The organism is Plebeiibacterium marinum (assembly GCF_026013615.1).
Classification (GTDB): Bacteria; Bacteroidota; Bacteroidia; order Bacteroidales; family Marinilabiliaceae; genus Saccharicrinis; species Saccharicrinis marinus_A.
This window is the reverse complement of record NZ_JAPDPI010000037.1, coordinates 18,156-36,874: the sequence shown is the minus strand read 5'-3', so window position 1 is coordinate 36,874 and position 18,719 is coordinate 18,156. Positions and strand designations below refer to the sequence as shown.

Below are 18,719 nucleotides of genomic sequence, written 5' to 3'. Positions count from 1 at the left end.
TTATTTGCTTTTAGATTGTTTTTGCTCTTTATTTTGATTGGATTGTGTAGCGGAGACTGATCCTGAGCTTTCTTCGCCTAAAATTCCTACCGGACTATTTTCCCTGGCATTGATCAATGGTTGTGTCACCACTTTACTACCTTCCTGAAGTCCATCAAAAACTAAGGTATTTTCATTCCATTTCAATACGTTGATTTCTTTCTTTTTCAACATGCCTTCAATAACCACAAATACTTCATTAGAATTAAATACAGCATTACGAGGTAACTGCATCGCATTTTCTATTTCCTGTCCTGGAAATTCAACCTTTTTGTAATCACCTGCCAACAGCTCCTGGCTTGAAACATCTGGTAATTTTACAAATATGCTTCTCGACTGGGTATCTTCATCTATAAAATTTGATTTTCGGACTACATTCCCCATAACATATTTGTTACCGTTTCCAGAGTATATTTTTACCTTATCGCCCTTTTCAATCCATTTGCTTTGAATATTTTTCACAGGCACTTCAACCTCAAGCTCATCCGTTCGTATCATCCTGGCAACCTGCCCTCCGATATTTACATATGCTCCCACTTCAAAACTCACCTGTGTAAAAGCACCATTAAAAGGTGCATATAAATAATGTCTGCCCAACTTTTTTTCATCCTGGAGAATGCCATAATAATCGCTCAACAAGCTCCTGCTGGCTAAAAATACCTTCAGTTTTTCATTGGAATAGTCGGGTAGATCAGGCATTTCTTTGTTGATATCTATATCATTAAAAAACTTCATAAACGCATCAAATGACCCGGGATAATCCACTTTTAAATCAGGGAGCAAGGTTGTAATTGTGTTTAGAAACTTACTCTTACTGGCTTTAAGCGCCAACTCAACCTCATCTTTATAAATAACTGCTAAAAGTTGTCCTTTTTTAAATGATGTTCCTTTTTTTAATGCTACAGAACCTTGTTGAACTTTACCTGAAGCTTCGGCAACAAGGGCTACTTCACTGCTGGATATGACTCGTCCCTTGGCTTCCAGAGGGGATATTACTTTTCCGTATTGAACGGTTTCTGCTTGTACAAAACGTTTCATATCAATGGCCGGTCTTTTGGGTGAATCCGGTTTCATTGAAATAAACAACTTTGAGAGGCCAAACGAGCCTCCTAACAAAACAATTAACGAAACAATAATAAACGTACTTTTCCGACGGTTCATAAGTATTCAAATTAATATGGTAATAAGGCTAATAACTATTGATATTGATCCTCCTCATCTCTGTTAGAAAGAACAATACCGAATACAAAAAGTTGGTTTTAAACACAAGAATAACAAATCTACAATTATTTTATGAGATTATTGGAATAGTAAGTAGCGGATAGGTTATAGCTTATAGCTTATAGCGGATAGCCATTAGCTTATAGCCAATAACTTATAGCAGATAGTATTGAGCCTATCACGAATAGCGGATACCAGTTTACTGATTTCCTTTTACATCTTCAAAATTAATCCCTATCTTTTTAGTCCGATTGAATAATTCAATCATTTTGTCTTGTCTATCATTATAACAAATTCTAATTTTCAAAAACATGAAGAAGTTATTCTTATTATGCGTTGTCTTATTATTATCGTACAGCGTATTTGGGCAGATTAATGCCAAACTGATGCGTTACATGGATGTTTCTAAAACGCAGATTACCTTTGTATACGGGGGCGATATTTGGTTGGTAGATAAAACAGGAGGAACAGCCGTACAAATAACGCACTCACCAGGTGAGGAATCATGGCCTAAATTTTCGCCTGATGGAAAAGAAATTGCTTATACGGCAAATTACAACGGCAATTCCGATATTTATGTAATCCCTGTAAAAGGAGGGATACCAACCAGGGTAACTTATCACGGATTTTACGACAGGATGGTGGAGTGGCATCCCAACGGAAAGCAACTGCTATTTGCTTCTTCCAGAGAAGGCGGCCAGGCACGTACAAACCAGTTTTTTCTTATAAACAAAAATGGTGGCCTGCCTCAAAAAATAGCAATTCCTTATGGTGAACTGGCTGACTTTTCTGCCGATGGCAAGAAATTAGCTTACATTACAAAAATAACTGAAAACTATCCATTTAAAAGATATAGAGGAGGATTAACTTCTGATATTATTGTATATGACTTTACATCAAATAAAACAGAACGGATTACTACCAATGAAGCTAACGATGGAAAACCAGCCTGGGTGGGCGATAAAATCTATTTTCTATCAGACAGGGGTAAAAATATGCGCCTGAACATATGGGAATATAATCCTGCGTCAAAATCCAAAACCCAGGTTACTAACTACAAAGATTACGACATATCGTTTCTATCGGGCAATAGCAATGAACTGGTTTACGAAATGGGTGGAGATTTATTTTTAATGGATACCCAGACTAAATCTCCGCAAAAAATTGATATAAATGTAATCAGCGACCTGTCAATAGAAATGCCAATCACTCAAAAAGTAAGTGGTAATATTGTAAGTGCCACGGCATCTCCAGGTGGTAAAAGAATTGTTTTCGAAGCCAGGGGCGAACTTTTCGATGTTCCGGTTAAAGATGGATTCACCTTAAACCTAACACGCTCAAGCGGGGCATTCGACCACTCTCCTTCATGGTCGCCAGATGGTAAGCATATAGCATACTGGAGCGATAAATCAGGTGAATATGAGATATACCTCCAGGACACACAAAAGCAAAGCGAAGCTAAGAAACTCACCAAACGGGGCAAAGGATTCGGGTATCAACTATTATGGTCGCCCAATAGCAAAAAACTGGCTTTTGTTGATGAAACAAACAACATTTATATTACTGATGTAAAAACAGGCGAAACAACAATAGCGGATAACTACAGGTGGAACCTGGGTCACTGGACTCGATTCAATTACCCCATAGCCTGGTCGCCAGATTCAGAATGGATTACTTATAGTATTGGCCAGGACAATGCAAACGGAGCCATATTTATATACAATATCAACAGTAAAACCAGATATAAAGTTACAAGCGGATTTTACAACGACTACAACCCAGTATTCAGTACCGACGGAAAATACTTATTCTATTTAACCGACAGGAGCATGAATGCTGCCTATTCTTCATTGGGTGATGGAACATGGATTTATCCCAACTCAACCCAAATTGCTTCCTTAGCATTGAAAAAAGATACCCCGCTAATTATGAAAACTAAAAACGATAAGGTAGACATTAAGGGAGATAAGAAAAAGGAGCATGACAAAAAGGATGAAGATACTGAAGAGAACGGTGATAACGGTGATAACGGAAAAAATGGTAAAAGTAAAAATGACAAGGAGGATAAGGAAAAGGATAAGATTAAAGTAGAAATTGATTTTATAAACATAGAAGCACGTATGGAAATATTGCCACCCAAAGCAGGCAATATCTCTAAAATCATACCTTTTGCCGACAATATTGTTTACTTAAAAAGAGCCAATACGGGTTCTGAAAAAAACGGTAGTTCATTAAACGTTTTTGATCTAAAAAAACACGAGGACAAAAATGTAATGGATGATGTTAGAATGGCCGATGCCACAGCCGATGGAAAATCACTATTAGTCAGCTCTAAAGGAAAGTATGGTATTATAAAACCTGCTCCCAACCAAAAAATTGAAAAACCAATCCCTACTGACGGTCTCACCATGAACCTGGTGCGCAAAGAAGAATGGAAGCAGATATTTACAGACACCTGGCGACGCCACCGCGATTTCTTTTACGACCCAAACATGCATGGTTTAAACTGGAAAGAAGTGCACGACAGGTACGCAAAACTGGTTGATGATGCCCGAACAAGATGGGATATATCCAATATCCAGAAAAATATGGTTTCAGAACTCAGTGCAGGACACACCTATGCCGGTGGCGGAGATGCTGAAAGATCACCTTCGATGGGAAATGGATTCCTTGGTATTGATTGGGCTATTGATGGCAACCTGTATAAAATAAAAAGAATAGTGAAACCTGCTGAGTGGGATACTCAAACCAGATCTCCATTTGACAAACCCGGTATCAAAGTAAGTGCAGGTGATTATATCCATTCAGTTAATGGAGTTGTACTGGATATTAACAAGGATCCCTATGCCGCATTTGAAGGTTTATCGGGAAAAACTGTATTGTTAAAAATTTCTTCTTCCGGAAAAGAAGCAGAGGCTGAAGATGTAGTGGTTCAATGCCTGTCAGGAAGAGACGAATACAACCTAAGATATTTAGAATGGATCGAGAACAACCGTAAAATGGTTGACCAATTATCTAACGGCCAACTAGGCTATATTTATATGGCCAACACAGGAGGTCAGGGGCAACAGGAATTGGTTCGTATGTTTTATGGCCAGCTGGATAAAAAAGGCTTTATCCTGGATGAGCGTTGGAATGGAGGAGGACAACTTGCCGACCGTTTTCTGGAATTGATACAGCGACCAGTAAACTGTCACCTGCACTGGCGACATGGAAAAGATCACCGAAGCCCTGTTAAAACAAACACCGGTCCTATAGGAATGCTAATCAACGGTTGGGCAGGATCCGGCGGTGATGGACTACCCTGGGCATTTCAGGAACTTAAAGCCGGTCCTATAGTTGGTGAGCGTACTTTAGGCATTTTGGTAGGCCCGGCAACTGGTCACCGATTAATTGACGGGGGATCAATTACAGTACCCGGAGCCCGCTTATATGATAATGATGGGCACTGGTTCTGGGAAGGCGAAGGAGTTCGTCCGGATTTCAAAGTCTGGGACGATCCAAATATTCTGATGCAAGGCCGCGATCCTCAAATGGAAAAGGTAGTTGAAGAAGTAATGAAACTTACAAAGGAGAACAAACATTTAATAACCCCTGCCCCACCTCTGGAAGATAGAACGGCCAAAGGTCTTAACGATTAATATTTAGTCTTCAGCCATCAATAACAAGTACTTATTGATGGCTGAAGGCCAATTAAACTTCACAGGAATCACCCATACAATTAGGCTTCTCTTCAGGCGCTTTCAATAACTTCACCCTTACTGAAAGATGATATAATTTGCATCCCACACATATTCCAAAAGCCGTCTCCAAAAATAAAAACAACAAACAAATCAGGCACAACATGCAAACGGGTTCAAAATAACTAACATCAGTTAGCAAAAATATCGACAAAGCAAAGATGGCAACAGACAATATCATCCCTAAACTATACGCAAACCTTTTTTGAATAGCCCCTATTAGTAGCGGCGATTGCTTTAATGTTACGATTCGTGCTACAAAAACAGTAGGTGCAATTTTGGGATTAATAAATACTGCTAAAAAGAAGTTTAATGCCAAAAAACCACTAATATAAGGTAGAATCACATAGTTTTTAATTACAAACCCATTAACAAAAGCTATAAACCCAAGCAGTAACATTATCCCGGAACTACCCCTCATTACCCTTTCGTCCACTTCCTTGTACCCTTTTCCACTTATGTATTCTCCAAAACTAAAAAAAGCCATATCAAAAATTATTTAAATTGTTATTCCACAAAAATATATTATCAAATAAAAACACTCCCTATCCATTATGCTTTTTAACATCTCAATAACAATATATTTATATTTGATTTTAAACTACTTTTGGCAATAAAAAATGGCCGTTCACTTACATTTGGTATCCCCTTCTGATCTTATAGAAATACGAGATATTTACAATTATTACATTATAAACTCAACTGCCACTTTTCACACTGAAGAGATAGGCATAGATGATGTAAAAAATATCATTCCTTTGTCGCACCCAAAATACAAATCATATTTAATAAAAAACAATAATGAGGTTTGTGGATATGCCTACCTGGGCTGTTATAAACCACGACAGGCATATGATCGCACAGCTGAAGTTACAATTTATTTAAAACCTGGAATGGGAGGAAAAGGAATTGGAAAAACCGTTCTGAAACAAATAGAGCCCTTAGCTAAAGAAAAAGACATCAAGGTTTTACTTGGTATCATAACAGGAGAAAACACAGCCAGCATCCGTTTATTTGAAAAATGCGGCTACGAAAAATGCGCCCACTTCAGGCAGGTAGGCGAAAAGTTTGGCCGGATATTAGATGTAGTGGCATATGAAAAGATCTTAGATTAACATGGGTAGTAAATATGCTCTATTAAAATCTTAACTCCAATCCCAATCAATACCAAACCACCAAAAATCTCTATCCCGGAATTGATCTTTGTCCCAATCTTTTTTCCCAGGTACACTCCAACAGTTGAGAATATAAATGTTGTGATACCAATAATTAGCATTGCCTGATAGATATTGATTTTAATAACACCAAACCCAATCCCAACTACCAAGGCATCTATACTAGTTGCAATAGCCATCCCTGCCAATAACAAATTATTGGTAGGATTAAAATTACTGCAACCTTCCTCGTGCTTTGACAGGCCTTCATAAATCAATTTGGCACCAATTAAAAACAGCAATATAAAAGCAACCCAATGATCATAATCTTCAATAAGTCTTTTAAATCCTGTACCAATCAACCATCCAATATAAGGTAATCCTCCCTGAAAAATAGCCATAAAGGCCGCTACCTTAATAACATGCCTTTTTAAAAGTTTTTTACAACAAGCTCCTGTACTAATACTTGCTGCCAAACTGTCAATCGACAAACCTATTCCTACAATAATCAACGATAAAATATTCATCCACCTATTTAATTTAGCGGTGCAAAAATAACATCTACATTCAAATTATCAGATAGGATTAAACAAAAACCTTTAATTCATATAATTCTCAACAAACTCTTTTGATAAAGGTACAGGACGGTTTTTGTCCTCATTTATTTTAACAATCTTGGTATCTCCTATTGCATATATTTCACCTGTATCTGCGTTTTTAAAAGTATATTCAACCAAAAACTGAACCTCACGCAATTGGGTAAAAACCAATTCGCACACAACGTGGTCACCCAAACGCATGGGTTGTTTATATTTACACGAAGTTTCTGAAACCACAAATGTGAGCCCATCCTTTTTATATTTCAAAAAATCATCCATGAGCAACTCTGTCCTGGCATTTTCCATATAAGTAAAATACACTGAGTTATTAACATGGTGATTCATATCAATATCAAAATAGCGGATATTTACCGGCTGTATAAAAAAGTTCTTCATAACTGTTAATAATTAATTCGCAAACAGCTTCAAAAGTAACAGAATTTAATAAACCATAAAGATTTACCATTTAGTAAATCCTATTTTGTAGGGTAATTCATATTCTCGTATCTTCGCAACATATTTTATTATAAATGATATTATGAAGCATAAAGCAGGATTTGTAAATATTGTTGGTAATCCCAATGTTGGAAAATCAACATTGACCAATAAACTAGTAGGGGAAAGATTATCAATAATTACCTCAAAAGCTCAAACTACCCGTCACCGGATATTAGGTATTGTTAACGATGAAAACTACCAGATTGTATTCTCGGATACTCCGGGTGTGCTAAAACCCAATTACAAGCTCCAGGAATCCATGCTCAAGTTTTCGAAAACAGCTTTGCAGGATGCCGATGTAATAATATATATGACCGATGTTGTTGAAAAAATTGATAAAAACAGCGACTTTTTAAGTAGTGTTCAAAAAACCAATGCCCCGGTATTATTGGTGATAAATAAAATCGACGAATCCAACCCGGAACAACTGGACGAACTAGTTACTACCTGGAAGCAGATGCTTCCGAAAGCAGAAATATTCCCCATGTCGGCATTACATGGTTTCAATACCGAAAACCTGATGAAACGTATCAAAGAATTGTTGCCTGAAGGTGAACCTTTCTACGATAAAGATGCATTGACTGACAAACCTACACGCTTTTTCGTTTCTGAAATTATCAGGGAAAAAATCCTCTTGTATTATCAAAAAGAAATACCCTATTCGGTTGAAGTAGAAGTAGAAGAATTTAAGGAAGCTGAAGAACAGATCAATATCAGGGCCATTATACACGTAGCTCGTGAATCTCAAAAAGGCATAATCATAGGGCACAAAGGAAGCGCATTAAAAAAGACCGGTACGGAAGCCCGTAAAGACATGGAAAAATTCCTTGGCAAAAAAGTATTTCTCCAGCTGTATGTAAAAGTAAATAAAGACTGGCGAGACAAAGACAGAACACTCAGAAACTTTGGTTACGACCAGGGATAAACACTGAAAGCATTGGTAAAGCATAGTCGTTATAAAAGCCCTTCCTTAAAACCAACATTACGGGAGGGCAATTATATCAGATTTAATGTGATAGTATATCAATCGTATATAACTAATAGCCAATAGCATTATCTTGTCAGATTAATAAAAAGAATTATCTTTGCACGCTTTTAAATTTTTGAAATACGCAAAACCAGCATAAAATGGGAAATATAGCAGCTATAGTAGGAAGACCAAATGTAGGTAAATCAACGCTTTTCAACCGTCTTACAGAAACACGTACAGCCATTGTAAATGAGGAAAGTGGTGTTACCCGAGACCGTTTGTATGGCAAATGCATTTGGAACGGGTTAGAGTTTTCGGTTGTAGATACAGGAGGTTATGCTGTTGGTTCGGATGATATTTTTGAAGAAGAAATCCGCAAACAGGTACTCATTGCTATTGAAGAGGCTGATATTATACTATTTATGCTCGATGTTACAACCGGCATCACTGATTATGATGAAATGGTTGCCGACATCCTTAGAAGAAGCAAAAAGCAGGTGATTATGGTTGTAAACAAGGTTGACAACACAGACAGGCTTACGGAAGCAAGTTATTTTTATTCACTTGGATTAGACGAAATGTTCCCTATATCCTCCATCAATGGAGGAGGTACAGGAGAATTGCTCGACAGACTGGTTGAACTATTCCCCAGCACTGAAAATGTTGAAGAACTTGATATTCCCCGCTTTGCCATTGTTGGCCGTCCCAATGCAGGTAAATCATCTATAGTTAATGCCTTTATTGGTGAAGAAAGAAATATTGTTACTCCAATTTCAGGAACTACAAGAGACTCTATTTATACACGATACAACAAATTTGGCCATGACTTTTACCTGGTTGATACAGCCGGCGTCCGTAAAAAGTCAAAAGTAAGCGAAGATCTGGAATTTTATAGCGTAATGCGTGCCATACGTGCCATCGAAAATTCTGACGTTTGTTTATTGATGATCGATGCCACAAGGGGAGTTGAAAGTCAGGACCAAAAGATTTTTCAGTTAATCCAACGCAACAAAAAAGGTGTGGTTGTTTTAATTAACAAATGGGATCTGATTGAAAAAGATACCATGACAACAAAGAAATATGAGGAACAAGTGCGTAGTAAATTTGCACCTTTTGTTGATTTCCCTATTGTATTTACATCAGTAATAACAAAGCAGAGAATACATAAAGCCCTGGAAATGGCAGTTGCAGTATACGATAACAAAACACGCAAAATACCAACGGCCAAACTAAATGAGGCCATGCAACAAATTGTGCACGATAACCCACCACCATCAACAAAAGGTAAATACATCAAGATTAAATACATTATGCAGCTTCCTACAAACACCCCTGCATTTGCATTTTTCTGTAATTTGCCACAATACGTAAAAGATCCATACAAACGCTTTTTAGAAAATAAAATACGTAAGATGTGGGATTTTTCAGGAGTTCCCGTTCAAATATTTATGCGAAAAAAATAAATGGTGCATTTTTAAATATTGTTGTGACCTGATAGCCAGATGAAATTTTAAGGAATAACATCAAGACCTGCATTTAATTAAAAGAGGCAGGTCTTTTTGCATTATTATCACTATAGTTTTTCTTTCTTACCCCCTACTCTGCCTTCCTTTCTTATTTGGAAAGAATTTAAATAACTTCTATATTTGCAAAAAACATAGAAACTATGCTTATAACTGCAGATATGAAAATGGCTGATCTAATCCACCTGGATTTTCAATTATTAGCCGTAATACAACGAATTGGCATTCCGTTGGGTTTCCGCGAAAAAACCATAGATGAAGTCTGTAAAGAAAATAACGTAAACACAGACTTCTTTTTGCAGATCTCAAATTCGTTTCATGACAAAGATTTCTTTCCTAAAGAACGTTTCTTTGAATTCAAGGCAGAATGGCTGGTAAACTTCTTACGCAGGACCCACCAATGCATATTAGAACACAAAATACCCGAGATTGAATTAAAAATTGAAGGGCTTGTTGAAGACCTGAAAGCAACAACAAGAAACTATGAATTAATAAAAAACTTTTTTACCGAATACATCAGGGAACTTAAGATACATATGGAACTGGAAGACAACAAAGTCTTTCCGTATGTTGTTGAACTTGATAAATCACTGGAGGCAAATAAAAAAACGCCGAAGTTTGAGGAAAGTTTTTCTGATTACAATATCCAAAAATACCTTGAAGACCATAATGATATTGAGGAAAAAGTATTTGACTTAAAAAATATATTAATCAAATACCTCCCTCCTCCAATGGATAATTGTAAGTACAACTCATTATTATTTGAAATTTTCAGACTTGAAAAGGATTTAAGCGATCATGCAAAACTGGAAGACAAGGTTCTGATCCCTAAGGTCAAATTAATGGAAAGAGAAATTAAAAACCTTTAAACTTTTTGCCATGGTAAGAATAATAATTGCAGATCCTTCATATTTAGTCCGTAAAGGACTATCTACTATTCTAAACGAGTTAAAATGCGTAACCCAAATTAGTGAGGTATCCACCCCTGATGAAATTAGCGACGCCATAATTTCTGAAATGCCAAACATGATGATTATTAATACATCGCTAAGCAGCATCCCTGAAGTGGATTCCCTAATAAAGAAGCAAGGAACAGAACTCAATATTATATCAATTTTCAATTCACCTTTACCCAACAACAGTAGTGAAAAATTAATTTCTATACTTGATGGCAAATCAGTTTTATTAAACAAACTGAGAAACCAGGTTAAAAATGTTCAGCAATCAACCCAGCAGCAGGAAAACTCTGAAGAACTCAGTGACAGGGAAAAGGAAGTGTTGCAAAAGGTAGCACTAGGCAAAACCAATAAGGAAGTAGCCAATGAGCTTTTCATCAGTACCCATACTGTTATTTCACACCGTAAAAACATTACCCGTAAACTTGGCATAAAAACCGTTTCCGGCTTAACTGTATATGCTATCCTTAACCAGATAATCGGAATGGATGATATTTCATAATTCTTACAAAAAAACTTCAATATGAGGTTAAAGTAGCGACTTACAGCAACACCGGCTCCAGACTTTTTATCAATCTACATACCTGGGAAATTGTACAAAAAACACTGACCCCTTATCCAACTCCGTCTCAAACCATATTTTACCCTTACTATTTACCACAATGTTCTTCACAATTGCCAGGCCTAGTCCCATACCTGAACTTTTGGTAGTAAAATTAGGTGAGAACAGTTTAGCCTGAACCTCCTCGGTAATTCCCAAGCCATTATCCTTAATAGCAATAGTAATGCTTTTTATATCATATTCAACACTTACCTCTATTGACCCGTTTCTTTTTGAAGGGATAGACTGAACCGCATTTTGCAACAAATTATTAAAAACACTATCCATTTGTTCGGCATCAGCACAAATCCAAAACTTCTTCAAATCTCCCTTGTTCACAACAATATCAACATTGCGCGATTTATCAAAAAGTGAAACACATTGCAATAAAATTTCAATGATATCCACCTTCTTTCTTTTTGCCACCGGCATTTTGGCAAAATTTGAAAACTCAGAAGCAATAGAAGATAATTTATCTATCTGATCAACCAGGGTTGCGGATACCTTACGTAACTTTACATCAAAATCAGGGGTATTATCTTTATGGGCCCTTTCTAAATATTGAATACTTAATTTCATAGGCGTTAGTGGGTTTTTAATTTCATGGGCAATTTGCCGCGCCATTTCCCTCCAGGCCATTTCTCTTTCACCGCGTGCAAGTTTCTCAGCACTTTCGGCAAGTTCATCAACCATCCTGTTATATTCCAAAACCAGCTGACCAATTTCATCCCTGCCTTTGTATTCAATTTTTTCATTCCTTTTACCCAAACTCAACTTCCCCATCTTTGACTGAACAACCTTTAAAGGATGTGTTATCCTGCGCGAAACCACTACGGTGAGACCAATAACAAAGATCAAAAAGATAAGGTAGAAGTTAACAATCCCCATTACCAAAGAAGAAATTTCATCCCTCAATTCACTCGTCCCCACGAAATACGGCATATTTAAATAAGCCAACACTCTTTTATCATGATTAATAAAAGGCACATAAGCAGATAAATATTTAAGGCTCCCTATTGATTCCTGGTGAATAAATTCAATTTCAGATTTGCGGTTTATTTCAATATATCCCCTGCTATTCATTAAATGTCCCGATAATCCTTTATCAAAAAGTTCAGGGCGGGATGTGGCTATAAGCCTGCCATCCGTTCCATACAAGTTAAGGTCGGTATAAAACACGCTGGAGAACTTTTTCAACAAATACTCCAGGTACTCCTGCATTTCCGGTAATAATTCATCTTCCTGGCCAATTTTGTGTTCCAGTTCCATTAATACCGATTTAATTTTTTCTGACAATATTTGATTATTTTTTACCTCAAAACGTCTCATGGTCTGCCAAACAGAACCGCTCGCAATAACAACCAGCAATGCCATCATTAACCCGATGAAAGCAATCTGGATTCGCTCCTGAACCGTAAAATCATACATTAACCGGCCTTTTTTCAATCTGGTCAACAGAATCATAATTGATCCAAATAAGAAAAAGGCGACAAAGAATATGGAATAGGCCACTAAAATCATAGAAAAACTTACCACGGGCAATGATAGCACAACAACAATACCTTCTTGTGCTTCATAGGCAACATGTGAAAATTCTTCATATGTAAAAAAACGAAAATCTTTTATTTTGGAAGACAACCTATCTAGCTGTATAGGATAAGCAAAATCTCCTACAACCTTAGCCAGCTGCCCTTTAACATATTTAGCGTAAGAATAATTGGCCAGGGGTTCTCTTAACTTACTCTCCCTTTCAGACAGTAGCAATTCAGGATAACCAGGTCCTTCAAAAAAAGGTTTTGACACCATTTCAACATACAAACGGATTTCCCTATCCCGATCCCCCTCAAAAAAACGGAACACTCCAAAATAAGTCATTAAATCAGCCTGATTTTTCAGAAAATAAAAATACCGGCTACCCAAAACCTGGGTTCCGTCATCTTCTAACATCTTCCCAAAATAATCATAGCAATTACACTTGCTTTCATCACCACTCAAAAACACATCTCCACCAGGCCAACATGGAATAACCTGCAATTCATACCTTTCAAGATACCCTTTAAAATAGCTTGACTTTAAATACCTGACAATCGCATTTACATCAATCTCTTTTTTTACAATCTCTTCTTTAATCAATGAATCGGAAGCTATGCTAGTTTCGATTTCTTTAAGCATCAACTCCGTCAACGGATCTTCTTCCTGCAAAAGCCTAAAGGATAGATTTTCAACCAACAATTGCCTTTCTTCTCTCTCTTTATTAAAATTATGAAAGTAGAATGAATAAACAGCAAATACAGAAAAAACCGCAACAAACCATATAAATGTAGAATATGCATGAAAATTTTTGCGCCTGGTTACCCAGATAAGCATTATGGTAACAACCAAAAACATTAATGATGACACCCAGAATATAAGGCTAAAACTATAAAGCGCTAAAACCAACACTACAACCAACACGATGAATGACAACAGTTTTTTACTAAGCTGTTTTAAATATACTACCAAAAGCTTTTCTACAACAAAAACAGCAGACAACCACAATAGTGTAATAATAAAAAACCGTACAATATCAAAAAACTGAATATCGGAAACCTTAAATAAAATCGGTGCAGATAAAGAGTGCGAAACTAACATGGTAACAATATGGTTTTGCATATGCCAAAAACCAAAAGACAAAGCCACAGTAATCCCTACAAGCATATTTCTATAGAACTTTCTGTTATTCAGCTCTGATAAAAAAGAAGGTATCAATACATACTTATAAAAAATAAATGAATGTGAAAATGTGAGAGTCGAAAAAAACAAGACACTCCCGAGGTTAGGAAATACATCTGTTGCCCCAAAATATACTGGCGAAAACAAAGAGGTATCAAAAATAAAACCAGGATAATGGAAACATATATGCAACCAATATAGTATTCCACTAATAAAAATGCTCGCAATAAAGAGCAAATTGTTATACAGAATGCGTCGTTGCTTTTTAAGTACTAATATTAAAACCTGAATATATAACAGTATAGAAATCAAAACAAACAAGGCACCCCAGTTAGCATATGTCGGGTTTATATGTTCACAATCTATAGCAGTAAATAAATAATTGCCATCCATATCATACACAGCTTCTCCTTTTTCATGAGAATCAACTGATATATCTTTACAATAGGCAACTGGGATATCTATTGAAAACTGTTCCTTTAAAAAGGCATTGTTAAATGAGTATTCGGTTTTGATTCCTATTAATGAATAAACACTCCATTCTTTATATTGATTTTTTTCTATCAGATACCACGTGTTGGCTAATTTTGTCACACGTTTCTCCAACAACTTAGCATCCTCATTTTTATAAGGTAATACCTGGTTGGTCCAGCAACACAACGAATCCCCCTTATACACCAACACTTCAATTCCTTCAGGTTGTGAATACATAGTGGTATCCACTGCCTTCCATTCATCCCCCTCCTCCAGGTGTTTATTAAATTCCATAACAAATTGCCGTGATTCAATAATTTGCTGATGAAGAACATTTTGAAAACGTAAGGCACTAAACGAATGGTCGTTAAAATTATAATACGCCCACGAAAACAATGTGGCAATAAACAAAGAGGCAACAAAAAGAATTATCTGCCATGAAAAAAGTGTAGTTAGTAACCGTTTACGCATAAAAGAAAGTTCTAATCATGATGATATGGTTGATTTTTCAAAATTGTCATGGCCCTGTATAATTGTTCCGTAAAAATTAAGCGAACCATTTGATGCGAAAAAGTCATTTTAGACAAGGAAATCTTACCATTACTTTTTTCATAAACCTTATCCGAAAACCCATAGGGGCCTCCTACCACAAAAACCAATCGCTTCAAGCCCCTCAACAATTTCTGTTCCATAAAACCTGCAAATCCCCTTGATGACATCATTTTGCCACCTTCATCAAGCAACACCAACTCATCACCTGGTTGAATATGTTGCAGAATCAAATCCCCCTCCTTTTCCTTTTGCTGGATTTCTGACATATTTTTCGTGTTTTTTATATCTGGAATAATGTTGATTTCAAAGGGTATATAATGTTTTAACCTATCAAAATATTTTGCAATTCCCGTTTCCAGGTATTTTTCATCCGTTTTACCTATCAAAATCAATATAACTTTCATAAAATCTATATATGTACTATAAAAACTCAAAAATATAAAATATTAAAACCAATTTAATTTAGCTACGTATAAAATGCATTATTGGGAGAGTTTTATTAAAATACCACGAATCATACCTAAAATAAATGGTTTGGTATTTGTAAACTATTATTTTTGTTTCACAAAAAAATGAAAAATGAAAAGTTCAGGATCAAGAAAACATTGGTTGCTTTTTTTAATATTTGTTTTTGGAGGATGTTTGGCATCGATGAATGCCCAATTACCTAATAATATTATTGAAGCTACCCGAAATGCAAATGCTCAGGAACTATCAAATTATTTTAATGGAAAAATAGAATTGGTATTACCTCAAAAATCAGGAGTATTCAGTAATTCGCAAGCTAAACTGATTTTGGAAGATTTCTTCAAGCACAATCCTACAATCAGCTTTAAAGTTATCCATCAGGGAAAGCGACAAAATTCTGCATTTGCAATTGGTAAATATCAGAGTAATAAAAGTACATATCGGTTTTATTTCTTGACTAAAAACAAAGATGATAAAACTTATATCCATCAATTAAGAATAGAAAAAGAAGATGATTAACGAAACAACACTAAATGCGTTAATAGACAATGCCATCAGGGAAGACGTTGGCGATGGAGACCATTCTTCCCTCTCATGTATACCGGCCAGCGCTACAGGCAAAGCACAACTACTGGTAAAAGAAAATGGAATTATAGCTGGTGTAGAAATTGCAGAAAGAGTTTTTAAAAAGTTTGATCCGCAAATAAAAATAGAAAGGTTTATAGAAGACGGAACCGAAGTAAAGACAGGAGATATTGTATTTACTGTAGAAGGCAAAGTTTTGGACCTTTTAAAAGCTGAAAGACTTGTTTTAAATATTATGCAGCGCATGAGCGGTATTGCAACACGCACTAATATATATGTAAAGAGACTTGAAGGATTGCACACACGCGTATTGGATACTCGAAAAACTACACCCGGTTTAAGAGAAATTGAAAAGCTGGCAGTAAAAATTGGAGGTGGTGTAAATCATAGAATAGGTCTTTACGATATGATAATGCTCAAAGACAATCATATTGATTTTGCCGGAGGGATTGAAAAAGCAATTCATTCTGTTCATAAATACCTGAAAGAAAAAAACAAAGACTTAAAGATTGAGGTTGAAGTAAGAAACTTTGATGAACTCAATGAAGTTTTGCGGGTTGGAAATATCCACAGAATCATGCTGGATAATTTTTCTCCGGCGGAAACAAAAAAGGCGGTTGAATTAATTGATGGTAAATACGAAACAGAATCATCTGGAGGCATCACCCTTGAAACTTTAAGATCTTATGCCGAATGTGGGGTTGACTATATTTCTGTAGGAGCACTTACCCATCACATCAAAAGCATGGATCTCAGCCTAAAAGCCATCTAAACAAAAAAAACACTACTAAATATACCATAAGCCAGAGATTTTTCTTTGGCTTTTTTCATATCCCCATCATAATCAACAGAATAACCAACAAACAATAGTACCTTGCTCAGAGTAATAAAACACTAACAAAAATATGGATTTTTAGACTACAATTTCTTAAATTTAATATGGTAACACATTAAAACTAAAAACCATAAAAATGAAAAACGGGACTATTCATCTAATGGAAATTGAACTTGAGCATAAACTTTGGAAAAAAAGACTGGATCTATTTATCACAGAAGTGGATTTAATGATTCACCATAACCAAAACCTCCCTGCTGAAAGAAAAAAAGATTCACTTAACTCCATTGAACTTATTGCTCTTGAAGAACACAAAGAAAACCTAACCAGATTAAAAAGCCGGATTGATGTAAAAGAACAGGAACTCAAATTTTACAACAAAGACTTTCCGATTACAGAAGAGCACGAATATTATACCGATCATCTGGATTTAAGAAAGAAAAATTATCAATTGCTGGATATCCATCTTGACAGAATCAGAGACATCATTAAAGAAATAGGGATATGATGTAATTTAAGGGTAAACATAAGCTTATTACCAATTTAATTTTTGCAAGAAAGTGCATTTTTCCTTGCTGACTAATTGGTCTATTCAACATTAAAAACCACATTAACATACCTATGCCTAAAGTGAACCTAACATGAGTAAAACATCAACAAATCTAAAAGAAATTGTCGTCTTTAAAAAAAATCGTAACTTGCCAAACATTACTAATAATTTGTTAAATAGATGAAATCCATTCAAGTCTACACTTTCATTATTCTGGTATTTTCATTTTACCAATGCACCACTCTACCTGAACAAAAACATTTAGTAGCATTTTATAACCTGGAGAACTTATTTGACACTATCAATGATCCAGGTATATGGGATGGAGAATTTACTCCTGAAGGATCAAAAAAATGGGATACCCAAAAGTATACATCAAAAATAAATAATATGAGCAAGGTAATTGCTCAAATAGGTGAAGATATTGAATTAAATGCCCCTGACATAATAGGGCTCTGTGAAGTTGAAAACAGACAAGTTATTCATGATTTAATTAAAACAACTCCCTTGAAAAAATTCAATTTTGAAATCATACACAAGGACTCTCCGGACAAAAGAGGTATTGATGTGGCTTTATTATATAAAAAAACGGCTTTCAAGGAAATATGCAGCTCATGGCATCCGCTCAATATTTACGATGCAGATTCCGGAAACAGGATCCACACCAGAGATCAACTGCTGGTAACAGGTATCCTAAAAAAAGACACTATTCATATAATTGTAAATCATTGGCCCAGCCGATATGGAGGAAAGCAACGCAGCATTCCACACAGGAAAGCAGCAGCTAGCTTAAATAGAAGTATAATTGATTCATTGTTGCGTATTAATGCCAAAGCAAAAATATTAACTATGGGCGATTTTAACGACAATCCTAACGACCAATCAATTATTACCTTCCTCAATGCTCAAGCTAATTGCAATTTTTCCAGTCACTACGAGCTTTATAATCCTTTAGCTAAAACTTACAAACAAGGAATGGGGACTCTTTATTACCGCGGCGGATGGGATTTGTTTGACCAAATTATTATATCTGAATCTCTTTGTAAAAACAAAGGCAAAGGTCTCCAAATGGACACAGCTGGAATATTTAACAAACCATTTTTAATTCAACAGAATGGTAAATTTAAAGGCAATTTGCATAGAACATATGGAGGAAAAACGTATCTGAACGGATATAGCGACCACTTACCTGTATACATGGTTTTAAAAGCAAGAGAATAACATATTAATCCTATATTTGCT

At 35.8% G+C, this 18,719-nt stretch carries 16 protein-coding genes; 10 read left to right on the top strand and 6 right to left on the bottom strand.

Annotated features, from left to right (window positions below; translation table 11 throughout):
* Window positions 1-1,200, bottom strand: a complete 1,200-nt coding sequence (locus tag OM074_RS15790) for an efflux RND transporter periplasmic adaptor subunit (RefSeq protein ID WP_301201175.1) — start codon at window positions 1,198-1,200, stop codon at window positions 1-3.
* A gap of 371 nt (window positions 1,201-1,571) precedes the next feature.
* Here OM074_RS15790 and OM074_RS15785 point away from each other — a divergent pair, with 371 nt between their 5' ends.
* Complete coding sequence (locus OM074_RS15785) at window positions 1,572-4,901, top strand: S41 family peptidase (RefSeq protein ID WP_301201173.1); 3,330 nt, start codon at window positions 1,572-1,574, stop codon at window positions 4,899-4,901.
* A gap of 52 nt (window positions 4,902-4,953) precedes the next feature.
* Here OM074_RS15785 and OM074_RS15780 read toward each other — a convergent pair whose 3' ends face one another.
* Window positions 4,954-5,487 carry a DUF4395 family protein gene (locus OM074_RS15780; RefSeq protein ID WP_301201171.1) on the bottom strand — a complete coding sequence of 178 codons (534 nt, stop codon included), beginning with the start codon at window positions 5,485-5,487 and terminating at the stop codon, window positions 4,954-4,956.
* Window positions 5,488-5,620: 133 nt separating this feature from the next.
* On the opposite strand from OM074_RS15780, the gene OM074_RS15775 reads away from it, so the two are divergent.
* A complete protein-coding gene (locus tag OM074_RS15775) occupies window positions 5,621-6,115 on the top strand; it encodes a GNAT family N-acetyltransferase (protein WP_301201169.1) in 495 nt (164 codons plus the stop codon).
* On the opposite strand, the gene OM074_RS15770 is transcribed toward OM074_RS15775, so the two are convergent.
* Both OM074_RS15770 and OM074_RS15765 read right to left on the bottom strand, forming a co-directional pair.
* The gene (locus tag OM074_RS15770; RefSeq protein ID WP_301201167.1) at window positions 6,112-6,681 is read right to left on the bottom strand and encodes a manganese efflux pump MntP; all 570 of its coding nucleotides are present in this window, start codon (window positions 6,679-6,681) and stop codon (window positions 6,112-6,114) included. The genes OM074_RS15775 and OM074_RS15770 overlap by 4 nt on opposite strands.
* Before the next feature lie 72 nt (window positions 6,682-6,753).
* Window positions 6,754-7,149, bottom strand: a complete 396-nt coding sequence (locus OM074_RS15765) for an acyl-CoA thioesterase (protein ID WP_301201165.1) — start codon at window positions 7,147-7,149, stop codon at window positions 6,754-6,756.
* A gap of 142 nt (window positions 7,150-7,291) precedes the next feature.
* Here OM074_RS15765 and era point away from each other — a divergent pair, with 142 nt between their 5' ends.
* From era to OM074_RS15745, 4 genes are all read left to right on the top strand, one after another.
* On the top strand, window positions 7,292-8,176 hold the full coding sequence (gene era, locus OM074_RS15760; RefSeq protein ID WP_301201163.1) for a GTPase Era: 885 nt from the start codon (window positions 7,292-7,294) through the stop codon (window positions 8,174-8,176).
* 203 nt (window positions 8,177-8,379) lie between these two features.
* Window positions 8,380-9,684, top strand: a complete 1,305-nt coding sequence (gene der, locus OM074_RS15755) for a ribosome biogenesis GTPase Der (RefSeq protein ID WP_301201161.1) — start codon at window positions 8,380-8,382, stop codon at window positions 9,682-9,684.
* 203 nt (window positions 9,685-9,887) lie between these two features.
* A complete protein-coding gene (locus OM074_RS15750; RefSeq protein WP_301201159.1) occupies window positions 9,888-10,613 on the top strand; it encodes a hemerythrin domain-containing protein in 726 nt (241 codons plus the stop codon).
* Window positions 10,614-10,623: 10 nt separating this feature from the next.
* Window positions 10,624-11,202 (top strand): response regulator transcription factor, encoded by a 579-nt coding sequence (locus tag OM074_RS15745; protein ID WP_301201157.1) that lies wholly within the window; start codon window positions 10,624-10,626, stop codon window positions 11,200-11,202.
* A 69-nt stretch (window positions 11,203-11,271) separates the two neighbouring features.
* On the opposite strand, the gene OM074_RS15740 is transcribed toward OM074_RS15745, so the two are convergent.
* Together OM074_RS15740 and rlmH are read right to left on the bottom strand one after the other, a co-directional pair.
* Complete coding sequence (locus OM074_RS15740) at window positions 11,272-14,958, bottom strand: sensor histidine kinase (protein ID WP_301201155.1); 3,687 nt, start codon at window positions 14,956-14,958, stop codon at window positions 11,272-11,274.
* Window positions 14,959-14,969: 11 nt separating this feature from the next.
* Window positions 14,970-15,443, bottom strand: coding sequence for a 23S rRNA (pseudouridine(1915)-N(3))-methyltransferase RlmH (gene rlmH / locus OM074_RS15735; protein WP_301201153.1), 474 nt, complete (start codon window positions 15,441-15,443; stop codon window positions 14,970-14,972).
* A gap of 175 nt (window positions 15,444-15,618) precedes the next feature.
* Here rlmH and OM074_RS15730 point away from each other — a divergent pair, with 175 nt between their 5' ends.
* The 4 genes from OM074_RS15730 to OM074_RS15715 all read left to right on the top strand — a co-directional run bounded on the left by OM074_RS15730 (window position 15,619) and on the right by OM074_RS15715 (window position 18,698).
* On the top strand, window positions 15,619-16,026 hold the full coding sequence (locus tag OM074_RS15730; protein ID WP_301201151.1) for a DUF4783 domain-containing protein: 408 nt from the start codon (window positions 15,619-15,621) through the stop codon (window positions 16,024-16,026).
* A complete protein-coding gene (gene nadC, locus OM074_RS15725; RefSeq protein WP_301201149.1) occupies window positions 16,019-16,864 on the top strand; it encodes a carboxylating nicotinate-nucleotide diphosphorylase in 846 nt (281 codons plus the stop codon). Before OM074_RS15730 ends, nadC begins: the two co-directional genes overlap by 8 nt.
* A 199-nt stretch (window positions 16,865-17,063) precedes the next feature.
* On the top strand, window positions 17,064-17,435 hold the full coding sequence (locus OM074_RS15720; protein ID WP_301201147.1) for a hypothetical protein: 372 nt from the start codon (window positions 17,064-17,066) through the stop codon (window positions 17,433-17,435).
* A 222-nt stretch (window positions 17,436-17,657) separates the two neighbouring features.
* A complete protein-coding gene (locus OM074_RS15715; RefSeq protein ID WP_301201145.1) occupies window positions 17,658-18,698 on the top strand; it encodes an endonuclease/exonuclease/phosphatase family protein in 1,041 nt (346 codons plus the stop codon).
* Window positions 18,699-18,719: the final 21 nt, after the last annotated feature.

What these genes read in the sequence shown, in the direction of transcription:
- OM074_RS15785 (WP_301201173.1), top strand. Translation starts at nt 1,572, where the DNA reads ATGAAGAAGTTATTCTTATTATGCGTTGTCTTATTATTATCGTACAGC.
- OM074_RS15740 (WP_301201155.1), bottom strand. Translation starts at nt 14,958, where the DNA reads ATGCGTAAACGGTTACTAACTACACTTTTTTCATGGCAGATAATTCTT.
- der (WP_301201161.1), top strand. Translation starts at nt 8,380, where the DNA reads ATGGGAAATATAGCAGCTATAGTAGGAAGACCAAATGTAGGTAAATCA.
- OM074_RS15715 (WP_301201145.1), top strand. Translation starts at nt 17,658, where the DNA reads ATGAAATCCATTCAAGTCTACACTTTCATTATTCTGGTATTTTCATTT.
- OM074_RS15730 (WP_301201151.1), top strand. Translation starts at nt 15,619, where the DNA reads ATGAAAAGTTCAGGATCAAGAAAACATTGGTTGCTTTTTTTAATATTT.
- rlmH (WP_301201153.1), bottom strand. Translation starts at nt 15,443, where the DNA reads ATGAAAGTTATATTGATTTTGATAGGTAAAACGGATGAAAAATACCTG.
- OM074_RS15770 (WP_301201167.1), bottom strand. Translation starts at nt 6,681, where the DNA reads ATGAATATTTTATCGTTGATTATTGTAGGAATAGGTTTGTCGATTGAC.
- OM074_RS15765 (WP_301201165.1), bottom strand. Translation starts at nt 7,149, where the DNA reads ATGAAGAACTTTTTTATACAGCCGGTAAATATCCGCTATTTTGATATT.
- OM074_RS15780 (WP_301201171.1), bottom strand. Translation starts at nt 5,487, where the DNA reads ATGGCTTTTTTTAGTTTTGGAGAATACATAAGTGGAAAAGGGTACAAG.
- OM074_RS15775 (WP_301201169.1), top strand. Translation starts at nt 5,621, where the DNA reads ATGGCCGTTCACTTACATTTGGTATCCCCTTCTGATCTTATAGAAATA.
- OM074_RS15745 (WP_301201157.1), top strand. Translation starts at nt 10,624, where the DNA reads ATGGTAAGAATAATAATTGCAGATCCTTCATATTTAGTCCGTAAAGGA.
- OM074_RS15790 (WP_301201175.1), bottom strand. Translation starts at nt 1,200, where the DNA reads ATGAACCGTCGGAAAAGTACGTTTATTATTGTTTCGTTAATTGTTTTG.
- OM074_RS15750 (WP_301201159.1), top strand. Translation starts at nt 9,888, where the DNA reads ATGCTTATAACTGCAGATATGAAAATGGCTGATCTAATCCACCTGGAT.
- OM074_RS15720 (WP_301201147.1), top strand. Translation starts at nt 17,064, where the DNA reads ATGAAAAACGGGACTATTCATCTAATGGAAATTGAACTTGAGCATAAA.
- nadC (WP_301201149.1), top strand. Translation starts at nt 16,019, where the DNA reads ATGATTAACGAAACAACACTAAATGCGTTAATAGACAATGCCATCAGG.
- era (WP_301201163.1), top strand. Translation starts at nt 7,292, where the DNA reads ATGAAGCATAAAGCAGGATTTGTAAATATTGTTGGTAATCCCAATGTT.